The sequence below is a fragment of the Mucilaginibacter sp. OK268 genome (assembly GCF_900103125.1).
Lineage (GTDB): Bacteria > Bacteroidota > Bacteroidia > Sphingobacteriales > Sphingobacteriaceae > Mucilaginibacter.
Map to the genome: position 1 here is coordinate 818,000 of NZ_FNJV01000002.1, position 17,444 is coordinate 835,443.

The window sequence follows — 17,444 nt, forward strand, 5'->3', positions numbered from 1 at the left end:
GCGCTCTGTTAAACTAAAATCATCATTAAGAACAATCAAATGAAAGTATTAAAATTTGCCAAATGGCTCAACGACAACAACATTGCATTTATTTTATCAAGTTTCGGTATCGCTTTGATACTGCTATGGATAGGTGCCTTTAAATTTACCCCAACAGAAAGCAACGGCATAGCCGGGCTGGTAAAAAACAGTCCACTCATGAGCTGGATGTATTCCATTTTCAGTGTCAGAACCACATCAGCGATCATCGGTGTGCTGGAAATCACCGCTGCACTGGGCATATTGGCCGGTAACTTTTCACCAAAAGTAGGTTTATGGGGCAGTTTGTTGTGTGTGCTTATCTTTTTTGTAACCAGCACGTTTCTGTTAAGTACACCTGGCGTTGTTGAACATATAGATGGATTAATAGTACCATCAGGCGTTGGTTCCTTCCTTGTTAAAGATATCAGCATCCTGGGCGCGTCTTTATTTTTAGTAGGGCATTTCAGCAGAAAGATCGCTTAATTGGGTGTAAATAAAAAGGGGCGCTTGGTTTTAAGCGCCCCTTTTTATTTATTACTTATCGTCATCCGCCGTTTCCTTCAACTCATCCTCCTTCTTAGCTTTGCCCATTTTTATTTTGGGGTTTTCCTGGGTGCCGGTGATGGTCATCGGGATACCGAATATACCGAAAGGCGGCAATCCTAATCTGAATTGCAGATTCAGTTTGCCGTCCAGGCTTACCTGGCCTTCAAACCTTGGCCTGAAACCTGCCATACGCATTTTGGTACGTTCAATGGTCATGATATTATTGGCGATGGTGCTTTTGATATCCACTTTAGATACATCGCCTTTGGCCAGGCTGTCATGCCCGGTTTGTTTGCCTACCGCGCTGAACAGCTTAAAGCCGTATAGTTTTACCTTCTTAACCGAAAGCACTCCCCCTCCTTTTATAGACGGATAAATCGGCCTCATATCACCGTTCAGCTTACCATTCAACTTATAATCTAAAGACACGATACCCTGCACATGCGCCGCCGATGAGGCCATATCATGAAACATTTTTACTTCTTTATAAGCACGTTGTATATCAAACTCTTTGGCATTAATGTGATAATCAAAATAAGCCTTTTGTGGTGTGGTACTGCCGTAAGTAGCGTCCATTATCACTGGCGCACCTATCAGGGTAAAGCCGGTTTGTTTAAGGATGATCTGTCCATTGCTGATACTCATTTGCCCTTTGGCATCGCTGATATCCAACCCCATGTATTTTACTTTTTTTACATTGGCTGTAAAATCAAGGTCGAGGTTGGCAGGTACCAGGATAACACCATTTGATTTAGTGGGTGTAGGTTTGGCAGAAGCAGGCGTACCTGCAAAAGCCATAAAATCATCGGCTATGATCAGGTCGCTTTGCAGATTAAACTGCCCTTTCAATGCCGAATTTGGTTTGACGGCATAATCGATCACGTTGGATAGCGCACCATTCAAAACGATCACCGATTTCCCGTAATTAGCCGTAAACTGATCAAACTTCATCTTATCCTGGTTAAAGCTGAACAGGCCTGTTTTGATCAGGAATGGTTTGGGGAATAACTCCGACCGGAGCGTAATGTCCCTCACCTTCATAGTGCCCGAGTTAGCCAGCAGGTTATATCTTCCGGCAAGGGCATCACTTTGCTTACCTTTTAACGAAAAGTTGGTACTGATAAAGCCTTTTACATCATAACCTTTCAGGGCAAATACTTTATATATTTTACCAATATCCAATTGCCCGCGTGAGGCTATGCGGTAATTCAGATCATCAAAATTATGCAGATCGGCTTTCAGCATAAAAGGCTGCCCTTCAAAATTAAAAGACACCGGTTTGATGTTCACTTTCAGTCCTTTTAATGAGCTGGTGTTGTTGGTAATATCGGCGCTCACCTGTATATCCTGAACGGGATGTGGGTAGTATTTGGTTTGCACATAGCCGTTCTTCAGCTCCAGTTTGGCATTCATAACCGGGAAGATCCTGTGTTCGGGAATGTATCTGCCTTTGATCAGCAGATCCGCATCCAGGTCGCCACGAACATCCATACCACTGTCGGCCGGTAAAAACTGCTTCACATCAGCCAGGTGGAATTTGGTTTTAAGCCCCGCGTCAATCATGGCCCCAGCGGTATTGCTCAGTTTTAAATATCCTTTGATGTAGTTGTTGAGGGCAATGGCGTTCAGGTTATCCACCTGCAGGGTAGCATGGGCTATATCATGATCCGGACAGGCGGCGTTCAGGTTAAAACTGATATTTTTAAGCGCTTCGGGCAGATTGGCATATTTGATATAGCCATCCTTGAACGTAGAATGCAAAGTAAATTTGGGAATACTGGTGATCACCGTTTCTGTCTTTGGTCTTAATCCGCCGGTTCTCTTCAGTCCTTTGGCATATTTACCTTCGGCCAACAGGTGTAGCGAATAACGCCCCTTCAGATCAACCGCCTTAACGCCAAAGGCACGATTCCATTTTTGCAGGTCGATCTCGGTATTGATCTTGGCGAAGATCTGCGGTTCCTTAATACCTTTCACTTTGATCACCGAGCCAAAATAATCTTTACCGATGTTAAAATATATCGAATCGACATTAAGGTTCAAGCTATCCGGATTAAGACCCGGCAGTTTAGCATCCATATTAATGAACAGGTTTTTCACCGGCTCGGGCGTGTTTTTATTCACTACCGAACCATCCCGTACCTTCATATTGAAAGTAAGATCGGGCATAATATTTTTGGAGGCGATATATTTACCGGTAAGCGCTATCTGGATATTGCCATTACCACTGATATCGGTATCGTCTACATATTTCTCATACTCTGCAGGCAGGGCGGTAAAAATATCACCCAGATCGTTCTGGTCAGAGGTGATACGGAAATCCATATCATACCCTTCTTTCAGGAACTCAAACCTGCCTTTAAACTTAACGGGGAGCTTATTGATGAGCAGGTCGTTTTTCTGAAAAGCAAAAGCCAGTGATTTGGTATTGATGCTGGTGACCAGATCGGCATTTACTTTTTTATGATGAACGTAGCTTTTACCATTATAAATAAAGTCGACAGACGCTGCTGCGATGTGGCTCGACAGGTCAAAAATATCTTTGCTCAGATCGCCGCTGCCTTTATAATTAAAGTCGCTGGCACTGATCTGTGTCGGTACTGACTTATCATCATATACCAACCTGCTTTTTTCAACCAGTATCTGTTCAATACCCAAGGATGCGCTGCTGGTATCCGCCGCGTTGGCAGGCTTGCTATCTTTTGATTTATATACATTGTAGTTAGCCTTACCGCTGCTATCAACCTGGATATTGATGAGCGCCTGGCTGAGGTATATTTTATTGATATTGATCTTGCTTTTAAATACCGATGAAAGATCTATCGCCAGCGAAACCTCTTTGGCGGCCACCAGGGTATCATTCTGGAAGGGAGCGCTGCCGCCCAGCGAAAAATCATTTAACGTAAGGGTAAGCGCCGGGAACCTTTTAAAGAACGACAGGCGCGTACTTGTAAAGTTCAGTTTACCGTTAATGCTGCCTCCCGCCCATTGTTTAATCTTATTGGTTATGGTTTGCGGAAAAAGATATGGTAATAGAAACATCAGCAGCAGCAAGCTTACCAGTGTAATACCGCTTATTTTAAGCGTTTTAAATATGATTTTTTTGATCGGCATCGGCATAAATGTAATTGCAGATAAGGAGCCATGAAGATAAGGATAAAAGCCAAACGCCGTGGGTAAAATTATTATTAAGCTTTATTGGTAAAATGTTTTAACTGGTGATTAAATGCATAAATATTATTGAGGGGGTGTATCAAATACACATGTAACGGCGTAATGTATATTGTCGGTACTATAAGTTCCTTGTCCCCAGTATGGGCCCTCCAAAAGGGCCCGGGGGCAGGGATATTTTATACCAAACTATTTTACAGGTTTTTATAAAATAAAAATTCGGCTATAATGCCACCTGGATCAGGGAATTAAAATAATCTTCCCGGTGCTTTGCTTGCTTTCCATATACTCATGGGCCAGTTTGCCATCAGCGAGTTTAAAAGTTTTAGAGGCTTGCAATACCAGTTGCCCCGACGTTATCCAGTTAAACAATACTCCCGACCGTTTGATCCTTTCTTCTTTCGAATCCAGGTAACTCCAAAGGTCGCCCCCGGTAATGGTTTGGGAACGATCCATCAGCAACTCTAAAGATGGTGGAGGTTCTGGTAATCCACCAGCTTTACCATACAGTACTACCGTACCTAATATCCTGGTTACCGCAAGACTATCATTCAGGGTGCTTGCCACGCTATCATAGGTCACATCCACACCTTTGTCAGCGGTAAAATCTAATACTTGCTTTTTCCAATCCTCCTGGTATAAAAAAACGACATCGGCTCCGGCAGTAAGGGCGGCAGTTCTTTTAGCCTCGGAAGATGTAAGACCAATAACTTTTGCACCCAGCAACTTGCATATTTGTGTGAGCAACTGGCCAACACCTCCGGCCACTGCATGCAATAATACTGTTTCGCCGGGTTTAACCTGATGACTGTCTGTTGCCAGATAGTGGGCGGTCATACCCTGTAAGAGTATAGCGGCAGCGGTATCAAAGCTTATTTCGGTAGGTAATGGTATGGCATGTGTTACCGGGACAGCAACCAGTTCGGCATTAGCAAAAGGCACATCTCCAAAGCTCACCCTGTCGCCGGGCTTAAAATCCGGATGACCATTATTATCGGCTACTATCCCAGCGCCTTCATAACCCGCAATGTAGGGTGGTTTGCCCAGCAAGTGATAATTGCCTTTGCGTCTTTCGGTATCAGAAAAATTAAGCCCGATGGCTTTCATTTCTACCAGTATATCTCCGGTTTTTAATACCGGCGGGGCGATCTCTTGATATTGAAGAACCCCGGGATCTCCAAATGTGGAAAATGTTAATGCTTTCATATAAATAGTGTTATAGGCAGGGCTTATTCAACATGTGATTCTTTTACGGTTTGAATCCGGCCATCGCTAATATCTATCTTTTTTTAAGCAATCATTTAGCGCATCCGGCAAATCGGCATAAACAGACAATAGCATGATACTTTGAACATGGATGATGTTCAGGAACGTAACATTTAATTTACAGATAAAATTTCGGTCATCTGTAGCATTCATACCCGTGTGCTACGTAAGGTTAAGTATATGATTATCTCTACAACAATTAATTTTATGAAATACGTTCAACAAAATTTAAAAAGGCGGGCAGGCATAGTCGGGATGATGTGTTTGCTGGCTGGGCTGCTTACTTCCTGCTTAAAAAATCATGACAATGACTATGTTGAACCACCGGTAGCATATCTTTCGGTGATCAATGCTTCGCCAGATTCGCAGCCTGTAAATTTCTTTTTGGATCAGAACCGCGCCAATGATTTCCCTATCAATTATGGTCACGGGATTGATTACATCAGGGCTTTTCCGGGTAAAAGAGTCGCCAGCTTTTTTATAGCAGGTACCCAGCAGAAGCTTAAAGCCGATACGATAAACCTTACCGCCCAAAAATTCTATTCTATTTATCTGGCCAATGTAGCCGCAACTCCGGATGTGATATTAACCAGAGACTCCATCACCCGCCCTGATGCGGGAAAAGCTACCATTCGCCTGGTAAATGTGAGCCCTGATGCCGGTGCGGTTGACCTGGGAATAAAAGCAGGTGCCTTATTAGCCAGCAACCAGGCTTATAAAGGGGCCTCGGTTTTTGTACCGATACAAGGTAACAGTACCTATACCCTGGAAGTTCGGAAAAAAGGCACTACCACCGTTTTGACTACATTGGAAGATGTAAAGTTAAACAGCGGTTCGGTGTATACAGTATGGTTACAGGGATTAGCCGCAGCCACCGATCAAAAGAAATTGAGTGCAAGCGTACAGACCAATGCTTTTTATTATTAAAGAAATTTTCAAATAAAAGAAAAGCCCTGGCAATATATTGCCGGGACTTTTTGTTTTAACTCGACCCTCGTTTTTGATCTATAGAAAAAATTGCTTGGTGATCAGATTCCGATTAAACTTCATAGCGTCTTTTAAGTCAAAGCAATACAAAAACTTCAACCTATGAAAACACTACTTATCATTTGTTTGGCGATAGCTTTATTATCGTCATGCAGTACCTACCAAATGAATACCCTCAGCAGTACAAATACCGTTCATAATGAGCGAACCGGTGAGTTTAAACTGGAGAACGATTCTGTCAAAATCATCTACTCTTTTGCAGGCGAAAATGTACCTATTCATATCAATATTTATAATAAGCTTAATGAGCCTATTTATGCTGATTGGGAACGCTCGGCATTTGTCATGGATAAAAAAAGCACCAGTTATGCCGATGGTGTTTTACAGGTAGATGGAACAGTATCCTCAACATCGATAGGTCGGAGGATCCAATATTCTGATGGCACTATCAGCGCACAGGTAACCCTCCCTCAAAATCTAACTTTTATTCCTCCGCACGCTCAAATCAGTAAAACCATTACCAATGTAGATAGCAAGGAATTCCAGTACATTACCGACACACTTTTTAAACAATCAAAAGTACCATCAGGTTTTGGCGGTAGTGATCTCAAGGTAAAACTGGCAAGGTTTGATAAGGGTAACAGTCCCTTGTTTTTCAAAAGTTATTTAACGTTGTACACACTTAATAACAATGTACAAAAGCTCATCACCTATCAGAATGATTTTTATGTTTCAGAAGCCTTCAGATCATCACTGGGCCCTGAAAATTTCTCGAATTTTGGAGATAACAGGGGCGATCATTTTTACATTAAGATACCTAACTAAAACAAAAGTACGCCACAATAATCAGGCATAACTCATCTCCTGTAATTACCGGTACTATCAACTTCATCTCGGGGGGCGTTCTTTTATACGGATAAAAGAACGCCCTTCATTCGTCATTTACACTCCATCATATCAGCATAATTACCTGATTACTGCCAATTTCGCTTAGTCTTATGACAAATTCGCGAAATTTTAATCGGTAAACATTTATCATTTTTATAAACCATTATATACTTTTTTAATTGCTAAACCCATATTAATAGTGATCATGTATCCGGCAGCAAATAGCTGGGTACCTGCCCCGATTATTTAAAAACATTGTATGCCCCACTATCATGCTTATTCGGATAAAGAATTGGCCTATCTGTTAAATGATAGCGATGAAACGGCTTTTACAGAAATTTATAACCGGTTTTATGGTGTTCTTTATCGGCATGGGTATAAAAGTTTGCCTGATGCCGAAGCGCTGAAAGACGTGCTCCAGGAGGTTTTTGTATATTTATGGAACAACCGGGGAAACATAAATCCGGAAGAAAACCTTGCAGCCTACCTGTATACAGCTGTAAGGAATAGGTTACTCAATAATTTCAGGCACCTAAAAATTAAAAATGATTATATCACGTCATTTCAAAATTACCTGGATACTAGTAAGCAACCTGAAGCGGATGAGACTATACGTATAAAACAACTTATTGCCATTGTAGAAGCAGAAGTAGCGCTGCTCCCCACACAAATGAGGCTCATATTTCAAATGAGCAGAAACAACAATTTTTCGCACCAGGAAATAGCAGATCAGCTTAATATCAGTGTATTGACTGTAAGAAAACAGGTTAATAACTCATTGAAAATTTTAAGATTAAAACTGGGAAGTAAGTTTTTTTTACTTTTTTTCTAATTCATCTACTCCCTACCCCTTCCTGAAGTGCATATAGCGTAATAAGGGCTCTCACCCCTTTACCAATTATGTCAAAAAAGGACGCAACAGATCTATTGAACCGCTACCGTAACGGCCAGGTATCCGAAGAAGAAAAAGCTTTGGTAGAAAGCTGGTATGCAGAGTATACCCAAAACGCTGGCATTCCTGAAATTGATGACCAGGAGCTGGAAAATAATCGCGAAGAAATTCTCCGGCGTATCCTCTCTGAGGTATCAGACAAACGAAAAATTAATTACAGGCGGCTGATGAGTATCGCCGCTATAGCTATTTTCTTGATATATATAAGCGTTTTGTTTGTAGAGCAACGGAAACCCCATCAGGATCAGCCAGCTTTAGTAGCGAAAAAAGACAATAGTAATTTACTTCCGGGTGGGAATAAAGCCACACTAATTTTATCAAACGGCAGCGCAATTAATTTAAATGACACCAAAAACGGGGCTTTGGCTAACGAAAAAGGCGTGGTTATACATAAAAACGCGAATGGTCGCATTAGTTATGATCAGGCCGAACACAATATAAGTCACGAGGCCAATGTATTTAACACTGTTGTTACCCCCAAAGGCGGGCAATACCAGCTTGTTTTGGGCGACGGTACCAAAGTTTGGCTCAACGCCGCATCTACCCTAAAATACCCGGTAACATTCAGCGGACCGAAACGCGAAATAGAACTTTCGGGAGAAGCTTACTTTGAAGTTGCTCATGATCAGCATAAACCATTCCGGGTAATATCAAATGGTCAAACCGTTGAGGTTTTAGGGACTCATTTTAATGTTAATGCTTATCCGGATGAAAAAACAACAAGAACTACGCTACTGGAAGGCAGTGTTAAAGTGTTGGCCGGTGAAATGAGCAGTAAGATAAAACCTGGTGAACAGGTTCAATTTAAAGATGGTCACCTGGCAGTAGCACAAGCCGATACAGAAGAAGCCATAGCCTGGAAAAACGGTTTCTTTTATTTTAAGGATGATGATATTCAAACGGTGATGCGGCAGCTTTCCCGTTGGTATGATGTATCCGTAAAATACGAGGGGCAAATTCCCACAAGAGAGTTTTCGGGGCAAATGAATAAAAACATCACCGCCGCACAGCTGATGCACATTTTAAGTATTGAGCAGATCCATTACCGCATAGAAGGCAGAACCATCATTATTATGCCTTAATCATTAATACACCAATTATTCACTTAACTAATATATATGAGAAAAAAAGTACAAAAAACAGTCCCTTAGACGAATCGTCAGCGGTTAATTATAAAAACAGAAACGTACCCCGAGTGCAATCGGGATACGCATATCTGAGTTAACCTCCTTTACAGAAAAATGATCTTATTCAGCAATCATCCATTAACTCAAACTTTTCAAAAGTATGAAATTAAAGTCTCTTTTTGTGTCCACCGAGAACCGGTGGCTGCCCAAAAAAATAATACTGATTATGAAATTGACTACCCTCATGATTTTACTGGCAATGCTGCAATGCAGCGCTTCGGTTTTTGGTCAAAAGATTAATCTTAATGAAACCAATACGCCTTTAAAAAAGGTATTGAAAGTCATTAACGATCAAACAGGTTATGTGTTTTTTTATGAATCGAAAGCTATTCGTAATAAAAACGTCACCATCAAACTCAAAGACGTATCTCTTGACGCAGCCTTAACAGCATTTTTAAAAGATCTGCATTTAAGCTATGAAATAGTGAATAACACTATTTTTATTAAAGAACAACCAGTCGCGGTTCAAGTTCGGGCAACAATCAATACTCAACAGGTTACCATAAAAGTAACCGGGCAGGTTTTTGATGAAAAAAACAACACGCTACCCGGTGTTACCGTGCGATTGAAAGGCGGGCAAATTGTTGTAATTGCCGACAAGGACGGAAAATTCAGCATGGATGTCCCTAACCCTAATGCGGTACTTGTTTTTTCATTTATTGGTTATGCAACACAGGAACTACCTGTTTTACAAGACCGGCCAATGAGCGTTCATATGCAGCTTGATCAATCAAAATTAAACGAAGTGGTTGTATTAGGTTATGGTTCTGTAAAGCAACGCGATCTTACCGGTTCGGTTTCCACCATTTCATCAGCCAAGGTAACGCAGGTAAAAGGCATATCCAATGTTGCGCAAACCTTACAAGGGCAAATGGCCGGTGTACAGGTGAACCAGGCTTCGGGGCAACCGGGCGAAGGGATGAAAATTGCCATAAGGGGTACAAACTCCATCACCGGCAGTAACGCGCCTTTATATGTAGTTGACGGCCAAATCACCCAGGATATCAGCGCCCAGTTAAATGTGGATGATATTGCCTCCATTGATGTACTGAAGGATGCGTCTTCAACCGCGATATATGGTTCAAGGGGTGCAAACGGCGTCATCATGATCACTACCAAAAAAGGCACCTCCAAAGCCTCCGGAAAGCCACAGGTAAGTTATGATGGGTATTATGGCGTCGCCGATTTAAGGCACAAACTAAAACTGATAGATGCGACTGAATATGCCCGGTTACAAAATGAGGTTACCACAAACGACAATGCTTCGGGATTAAATAGCCCGGCAAAACCACTGCCATGGACGCAGGATCAGATTAATGGCCTGGGTAAAGGTACCGACTGGCAGGACCTGGTTTATCATACAGCGCCTACACAAAACCATACCGTATCAGTGGGTGGCAACACCGAGAATACCCGGTATTATACTTCCTTTGGCTATTTTAACCAGGATGGTATTATCACCAACTCCAGTTACCGCAGGCTTTCCGGCAGGATCAACCTTGATCAGAAACTTAACCAGCAGCTAAACTTTACGATCAATTTAGCGCTTACTAAAGACCAGTATAAGAAAAACAACTATCAAAACGCCGATTATGGTGGTGTCCCTTTTCAAACTTTCGTAATGCCACCAACAGAGGGTGTTTATAATCCAAATGGTACCTATACCGTATTTACAGGTTTAAATTATGGGCAAACCAATCCCGTAGGGATGGCAAAAGAACAGTACAACCCAGCCAGCACGTTAAGGATATTGGGAACTGCAGCTTTGACTTATGAAATAGTTCCCGGTCTGAAACTAAGATCAAGTGCGAGCATTGACAATGCTGACAATCATTCGGATAATTACAATCCGCCATCAATTACTTTTGGTCAGCCGGCCGGTAACGCTTCACAGAGCTATTCAAACTCCAACTCGTTTGTCAATGAAAATACATTGACCTACACGCATAACTGGGGGAAACATAACCTGAATGCCCTGGCCGGATTTACTTACCAGCAAAATCGTAGCCGTTATCTGAATAGCGGCACTGCTTCGGGATTTGTCAGTACGGTTTATGTTGATAACAGTCTTCAATCAGCTACTACGCTCGCCAATCCGAGTACAGGCAATTCGAGTAACGCGCTCATTTCGTATCTGGGTAGATTGAATTATAATTACGCCGGTAAATATTACGCTACTTTTACCGCCCGAAGAGACGGCAGCTCGGTGTTTGGATCCAATAATAAATACGCGTTCTTCCCATCAGGTGCAATAGCCTGGACAGTATCTGAAGAAGATTTCCTGAAAGAGAACCCAACCTTGAGCAACCTTAAATTGAGGGCGAGCTATGGTACCTCGGGAAACCAGGCTATCAATCCTTACCAAACCCTGGCCTCGGTATCAAGCATCAATACTATCCTGAATAATTCAAACACTACAGGTTATTATTATTCGTCGGTTTCCAACAATAACCTGAAATGGGAAACTACCAAAGAGCTTGACCTGGGCATTGATGTGGGGATTATAAAAAACAGGGTGAACCTAACCGCCGACTATTACAATAAAAAAACAAGCAATTTATTATTATATGTAAACCTCCCTTCCTCAACCGGCTTTGGTTCTCAGCTGCAAAATGTGGGCAAATCCTCCAACAAAGGCTTTGAATTTTCTATAAACTCTCAGAACATTGTTGGCAGCAACTTTACCTGGTCTTCTACCTTAACCTATACCCATAATCAGAATAAGCTGTTAAGTCTGGGTGTTGGTGCTGATGGAAAACCTATACCTTACCAATATATCGGTACAGGCGGTAACTGGTTCCCGATGATTGTTGGACAGCCTATGAATTCGTTTTTCGGCCAGCAGGTAACAGGCGTTTATCAAACAGATGCCGAAGCAAAAGCGAATGGTGAACCCACCAAACATGCCGGTGATTTCAAATTCCAGGATTATAATCACGATGGGGTGGTGAATGACGATGACAAGCATGTATTAACAACCCTGCAGCCTAAATTCACCGCGGGCTTTAACAATACGTTTACCTATAAACACTGGGATTTGAGTGTTTTAATTACCGGTTCATACGGCGCGACACTGGTGAATGAGCTCAGGAAATACAGCCTTACGCTGAACGGGCAATGGACACCAACCGAGGCGGCTTATGACTCTCGCTGGCAGGGATCGGGCACCAGTAATGTCGGCGATAAACCATCGGCCAATAGCATGCAATATACCCGTGATTATGCCAATAGCTTATGGGAAGAAAACGGTAATTATCTGAAGATAAAAGATGTTACCCTGGGCTATACGTTTAATGCGACTCAGCTTCGTCGTATTAAAATATCGTCTATCAACATTTACGTGAGTGCGCAAAATTACTTTACCATCACCAAATACACCGGTTATGATCCGGAAGTATCCTGGGCATCATCAACAGTAAACGGGTGGGATCGCGGTAATTACCCATCAACAAAATCAATCACAGCAGGCGTTAGGGTGAAATTTTAAATTGAACAAATCATGAAAAGATCATATATAAAACTGTTTTTAAGCATTGTTATTGGTATGACCATAGCCATAAGCGGGTGCAAAAAAACACTGGAAGAACATCCTCAAACATCTATTACCCCTGGCACATTTTTTTCTGATCCGGCCAGCTATCAATTAGCTATTATAGGTTTATATGGCGATATACCACTGTATGATGGCAGTATGCAGGAAATGGCTACAGATATCTATGGTGCCCCTGCCCCATCGGTTGAGCAGGGATTGCCCATGTATCAAAATGCCCCTCAGCCATATTATTACAATACCCAGGGCTGCTGGAGAAATGGTTACCGCCTCATTAAAGATGCTAATTTTGTTTTAGGCGCTTTGCCAACCTCACCGCTGGACGCAGCAACCAAAAACCAGCTAACCGCCGAAGCGGAGTTTATGCGGGCTTACGCCTACTTTTACCTGGTACAGCTTTATGGGGACATCCCAATGCCGACAAAAGTCATCGTTGATAACAATCCCACCAGTTTACAGCTGCCACGTACGCCGCAGGCCGATATATATAAACTGATACTGAGCGATCTGACCTTTGCTGAGCAAAATTTACCCGACAAAGCAGCTACTGCTGGCAGGGTGTACAAATCGGTAGCATCGGCACTTTTGGCAAAAGTTTACCTCACCATGGCCGGCAACCCCATGAAACAAACAGCCGCCTATCAAAATGCAAAGGATGAGGCCCTAAAAGTAATCAACTCCGGGTTGTTTACCCTTGTAGATGATTATGCCAACGTTTTTCATCATACCAGTTATACAACAGAATCTATCTGGGAGCAATCATACGTGGTTTCGAAAGGCGGTAATCCCTTGCAAGGGTCAACCGGCACAGCCGATACTTACCGACCTTCATTGGTACCTGCTCCCAGCTTTATCAGCAGTTTCCCGAAAGGCGATCGCAGACGGACATGGGGTATCCTGGACCAATATCCGGATCCTAAAGTAAAAGGCGGTGTACTGGCGCCCTTCTTTCAGAAATACTTTGATACCACGGGTGTTTCAAAAGGAGCTACGTCCTCTACCGTCATTAATCCCTGGAATTTTATTTATATGCGTTATGCTGATATGTTCCTGATTGCCGCAGAAGCCGAAAATGAGATCAACGGTCCGGGCAATGCCTACCAATATATTAACACCATCCGCAGGCGTGCCCGGGTAGATAAATCCGACCCAACCAATGTTCCCGACCTGGCCGGTCTTACACAAGATGGTTTCAGACAGGCCGTTTTGAAGGAAAGAAAATGGGAATTTGCCTTGGAAGGCAATACCTGGTTTGATATGAAACGGACCAATACATTCCAGCTTATCCAGGCGCAAAGAGGGAGTCAACTCATTAACCCGATAGGCCCTTACAATCAAACATGGCTTATTCCGGATATTGAAATTACGGCTAATAATATTCCCCAAAATCCGCTTTATTAATTCTTAAATTGTACTTCCGGTAAACATCCAGCCGGAGGTACAATTGATTTTTGTTCCCTTTAATATTCAATGTCAATGCAGCTTTTAAAATCAACTATACTGACCCTCGCTTGTATTACCTCGGGCATTTTAATGCATCCTTGCTTCGGGCAGAACAATATTTATGTATCCAATAGCGGCAACGATAAAAATGATGGTACTTTTAAACATCCCGTTCAGCACCTGGCAGCAGCCTTGTCAAAAGCAGCCGGATACGTTAATGAAGATGTAGTTGTCCTATTACGGGGAGGCATTTATCCCCAGCAGAAAACAATAGAGCTCAACCAGGGCGATTTTAAAGAACGTTCGTTGACCATTAGTTCATACCCCAACGAAAAGGCAGTCATTACTGGATCAGGCAAAATAAACCCGGTATGGCAGCCATACAAAGGAAATATCATCAAAACAAAACTGGTTGCAGGCATTGCTCCCGACCAGTTATTTATGAATGGCAAAAGCCTCCCTATGGCCCGCTACCCCAATTTTGATTCCACAGCCCGGATCTATAACGGAACGGCTAAGGATGCCATAAGCGAAACCCGGGTAAAAACATGGCAAGCTCCTGCCGGGGGCTATATCCACGCTTTGCATGCGGGAGAATGGGGCAGCTTTGACTACCTGATCACCGGGAAAAATGACAAAGGTGGATTGACTTATGAGGGTGGCTGGCAAAACAACCGCCCCTCCCCTATGAATAAACAAGACCGGTTTGTAGAAAATATTTTTGAAGAGCTGGATGCCCCCGGCGAATGGTTTTACAATAAAACAAGCCAAACGCTTTATTTATACCCGCCTACTGGAGTCAACTTGAATAAAGCTGTATTTACCGTCAGCGCTTTAACCGATTTGATCCATATCATCGGCAGTAAAGAAAAACCTTTAAGCAACATCACCATTAAAGGTATCGACTTTACGCAAACGGCACGATCATTTATGCTGGCAAAAGAACCTTTGCTGCGCAGCGACTGGAGGATGTATCGCGGTGGAGCTATTCTTCTTGACAGAACCGAGCAGGTAACCATCAGCAACTGTAATTTTTATGAACTGGGCGGGAATGCGGTGTTTGTAAGTAACTACAGTAAAAACGATATCATCCGGGACAATTATATACATACCATAGGTGGTAATGCGATTGCTTTTGTTGGTAATCCTAATGCGGCGAGGTCGCCTGCTTTTAGTTACGAAACTTTTGTCCCCTGGGATAAAATGGATTACCAGCCAGGCCCTAAAAGCTCCGACTATCCTCAATATTGTTCGGCCACCGGTAATTTGATACACCATATTGGCACAATAGAAAAACAGGTGGCGGGTGTACAAATCTCCATGTCGTCGCATATTACGGTGAGCCATAATACTATTTACAATACGCCCAGGGCCGGACTTAATATGAGCGAAGGAACCTGGGGAGGACATATGATTGAATTTAATGATGTATTCAATACGGTGCTGGAAACCGGCGATAACGGGGCTTATAATTCCTGGGGCAGGGACCGTTACTGGCGGCCGGAGCGTAACCTGATCGATAGCATAGTAGCCGCCAGGCCTGGCATCCAGTATTTGGATGTGATTGATCCTATCACCATCCGTAATAATCGTTTTCAGTGCGATCATGGCTGGGACATTGACCTGGACGACGGCAGCAGCAATTACCGTATCTATAATAACGTTTGCCTGAGCGGTGGTTTAAAACTGCGTGAAGGCTATAGCCGCACCGTTACCAATAACATCATCATCAATAATACCTTCCATCCGCATGTATGGCTAAAGAATAGTAACGACGTATTTGAGCACAACATCGTGAGCCTGCCATACGCCCCCATCTTAATAAATAACTGGGGCAAAAGCGTTGACCAGAATTTTTTCCTGACTAAAGAAGCGTTGGCAGATGCCCAGAATTTGGGATTAGATAAAAACAGCATTTACGGCGATGCCCAGTTTATTGACGCCAAAAGCGGGAACTATCATTTAAAACCGGGCTCCCCGGCATTAAAAGCCGGGATTAAAGATTTTGATATGAATTTCGGCGTTACTTCCGTTGTTTTAAAAAAGCTGGCCCAAAAACCGGTGATCAACCTGCTGGTTACTTCAACAAATCAGGGTAAACAAAGCCAGGTAGAATGGTTAGGCGCGCATTTTAAAAACATTGAAAGCCTGGGAGAAAGATCAGCGGCCGGGTTGCATGATAATAATGGGGCATTACTTACAGATCTGCCAGCGGCGTCACTTGCAGCTAAAAATGGCTTACAAAAGGGCGATGTAGTGATCAAGCTAAATGAAGACAGCGTTAACTCCATAGAAGAATTACTCAAGGTATATCAAAAAATTAAATGGATGGGAAAGGCTAAGCTCGTTATAGTTCGCAACCAAAATCAGCAGGTAATCACGGTGAGTTTTAAATAGCAATATAAGATGCTGTCTAAATTTGACTTAGATAATTTACGTATCATATAAAAATCATTGCCGTTGACTAAAGTCAACGGGATAATAACTGAAAAAAGGGGCTTTAGCCAAAATCCACATGAATAATTGGGTTGAAGCCCGCAATGAATAATTATCGTTTTTACACACATTTTAAGATGCCTAGTAAGGTTTTCAATGGCATTTTGTTGCAAAAGTGGGTTTACATGGTTTACACAATTTATGGTTAACATTATTATATTTAATTGATAATAAACAAATTATGATAATTTTATCACCATATAGTGGGTTTACATGTAAACCCACTTAGAACAAAGTATTCCCTGTCATTAAACAAGGTTTATGAAGTAGTATATCGGGCACCAGGGGAAGTCTCGACTGAGCTTCTGGCGCTGAAGATCAAGGATGCTTTATAGATCGTGCCAAATGATCTTTACCATCTGGCTTTAAAGATTTTGATGTGAATTTTGGTGTTAATCCACCGTTTTAAAAAGAACAGAAAGGGGAATCATCTTCTTTCTGTTATTTATAATGCAGGAAAATCGCTTTTAACTCAGATGGTAGATAGGAGGCACCTGCCGGAGCCTTTCAAAGGAATGTTTTCTGCCTATAAACATGTTACTCCTTCGGAGTTTAAAGAATGGTACAAACGCAACTCCGGAGGAGTAACATGTTTGTAGATAAAGTATAAAAAGCGTATTGGCTCCGTAGGCGCCCCCTCTTTAAAAGCGATTTCCCTGCTTTATAATGAAGCATTTCTGCTGGCGTTATTCTTTTTTCTTAGATACAAAACAGCAAAGATCACCGCTATAATTGCTAAATACATTGTCCAGGTATCCAGGGGGCAATTACCTATAGGATCGGCTATTGGATCACATGGCTCACCGGGGTCATCGGCCAATACTATAAATACATTACTCACGATCAACAAAAGCAATAAAATTGCAGTTTTCCCGATGACAGCCGTATTCACTCTGTTTTTTATGCTTTTAACCTTTTTCATAGAATCTCGAATAAA

At 42.4% G+C, this 17,444-nt stretch carries 11 protein-coding genes; 8 read left to right on the top strand and 3 right to left on the bottom strand.

Annotated features, from left to right (window positions below; genetic code table 11):
• The first annotated feature begins 39 nt into the window (after nt 1–39).
• Entirely contained in the window at nt 40–504 is a 465-nt protein-coding gene (locus tag BLR84_RS09175; RefSeq protein WP_090467091.1) for a DUF417 family protein, read from the top strand.
• A 51-nt stretch (nt 505–555) separates the two neighbouring features.
• Here BLR84_RS09175 and BLR84_RS09180 read toward each other — a convergent pair whose 3' ends face one another.
• Entirely contained in the window at nt 556–3,681 is a 3,126-nt protein-coding gene (locus BLR84_RS09180; RefSeq protein ID WP_176852009.1) for an AsmA family protein, read from the bottom strand.
• 297 nt (nt 3,682–3,978) lie between these two features.
• Nucleotides 3,979–4,944, bottom strand: a complete 966-nt coding sequence (locus BLR84_RS09185; protein WP_090467094.1) for a quinone oxidoreductase family protein — start codon at nt 4,942–4,944, stop codon at nt 3,979–3,981.
• Between the two features lie 267 nt (nt 4,945–5,211).
• Between BLR84_RS09185 and BLR84_RS09190 the strand changes: the two genes are divergently transcribed.
• From BLR84_RS09190 to BLR84_RS09220, 7 genes are all read left to right on the top strand, one after another.
• Entirely contained in the window at nt 5,212–5,931 is a 720-nt protein-coding gene (locus BLR84_RS09190; protein ID WP_176852010.1) for a DUF4397 domain-containing protein, read from the top strand.
• Nucleotides 5,932–6,093: 162 nt separating this feature from the next.
• Nucleotides 6,094–6,816, top strand: a complete 723-nt coding sequence (locus BLR84_RS09195) for a putative periplasmic lipoprotein (RefSeq protein WP_143013875.1) — start codon at nt 6,094–6,096, stop codon at nt 6,814–6,816.
• Between the two features lie 322 nt (nt 6,817–7,138).
• The gene (locus BLR84_RS09200; protein WP_090467100.1) at nt 7,139–7,711 is read left to right on the top strand and encodes an RNA polymerase sigma-70 factor; all 573 of its coding nucleotides are present in this window, start codon (nt 7,139–7,141) and stop codon (nt 7,709–7,711) included.
• Nucleotides 7,712–7,779: 68 nt separating this feature from the next.
• Complete coding sequence (locus BLR84_RS09205; protein ID WP_090467102.1) at nt 7,780–8,913, top strand: FecR family protein; 1,134 nt, start codon at nt 7,780–7,782, stop codon at nt 8,911–8,913.
• Between the two features lie 271 nt (nt 8,914–9,184).
• Complete coding sequence (locus BLR84_RS09210) at nt 9,185–12,505, top strand: SusC/RagA family TonB-linked outer membrane protein (protein ID WP_255366894.1); 3,321 nt, start codon at nt 9,185–9,187, stop codon at nt 12,503–12,505.
• Nucleotides 12,506–12,517: 12 nt separating this feature from the next.
• Nucleotides 12,518–13,969 carry a RagB/SusD family nutrient uptake outer membrane protein gene (locus tag BLR84_RS09215; protein WP_255366895.1) on the top strand — a complete coding sequence of 484 codons (1,452 nt, stop codon included), beginning with the start codon at nt 12,518–12,520 and terminating at the stop codon, nt 13,967–13,969.
• 75 nt (nt 13,970–14,044) lie between these two features.
• On the top strand, nt 14,045–16,408 hold the full coding sequence (locus BLR84_RS09220; RefSeq protein WP_143013876.1) for a right-handed parallel beta-helix repeat-containing protein: 2,364 nt from the start codon (nt 14,045–14,047) through the stop codon (nt 16,406–16,408).
• Nucleotides 16,409–17,168: 760 nt separating this feature from the next.
• On the opposite strand, the gene BLR84_RS09225 is transcribed toward BLR84_RS09220, so the two are convergent.
• Nucleotides 17,169–17,429, bottom strand: a complete 261-nt coding sequence (locus BLR84_RS09225) for a hypothetical protein (RefSeq protein ID WP_090467106.1) — start codon at nt 17,427–17,429, stop codon at nt 17,169–17,171.
• Nucleotides 17,430–17,444 lie beyond the last annotated feature (15 nt).

What these genes read in the sequence shown, in the direction of transcription:
- BLR84_RS09185 (WP_090467094.1), bottom strand. Translation starts at nt 4,944, where the DNA reads ATGAAAGCATTAACATTTTCCACATTTGGAGATCCCGGGGTTCTTCAA.
- BLR84_RS09225 (WP_090467106.1), bottom strand. Translation starts at nt 17,429, where the DNA reads ATGAAAAAGGTTAAAAGCATAAAAAACAGAGTGAATACGGCTGTCATC.
- BLR84_RS09190 (WP_176852010.1), top strand. Translation starts at nt 5,212, where the DNA reads ATGAAATACGTTCAACAAAATTTAAAAAGGCGGGCAGGCATAGTCGGG.
- BLR84_RS09220 (WP_143013876.1), top strand. Translation starts at nt 14,045, where the DNA reads ATGCAGCTTTTAAAATCAACTATACTGACCCTCGCTTGTATTACCTCG.
- BLR84_RS09215 (WP_255366895.1), top strand. Translation starts at nt 12,518, where the DNA reads ATGAAAAGATCATATATAAAACTGTTTTTAAGCATTGTTATTGGTATG.
- BLR84_RS09175 (WP_090467091.1), top strand. Translation starts at nt 40, where the DNA reads ATGAAAGTATTAAAATTTGCCAAATGGCTCAACGACAACAACATTGCA.
- BLR84_RS09195 (WP_143013875.1), top strand. Translation starts at nt 6,094, where the DNA reads ATGAAAACACTACTTATCATTTGTTTGGCGATAGCTTTATTATCGTCA.
- BLR84_RS09205 (WP_090467102.1), top strand. Translation starts at nt 7,780, where the DNA reads ATGTCAAAAAAGGACGCAACAGATCTATTGAACCGCTACCGTAACGGC.
- BLR84_RS09180 (WP_176852009.1), bottom strand. Translation starts at nt 3,681, where the DNA reads ATGCCGATCAAAAAAATCATATTTAAAACGCTTAAAATAAGCGGTATT.
- BLR84_RS09200 (WP_090467100.1), top strand. Translation starts at nt 7,139, where the DNA reads ATGCCCCACTATCATGCTTATTCGGATAAAGAATTGGCCTATCTGTTA.
- BLR84_RS09210 (WP_255366894.1), top strand. Translation starts at nt 9,185, where the DNA reads ATGAAATTGACTACCCTCATGATTTTACTGGCAATGCTGCAATGCAGC.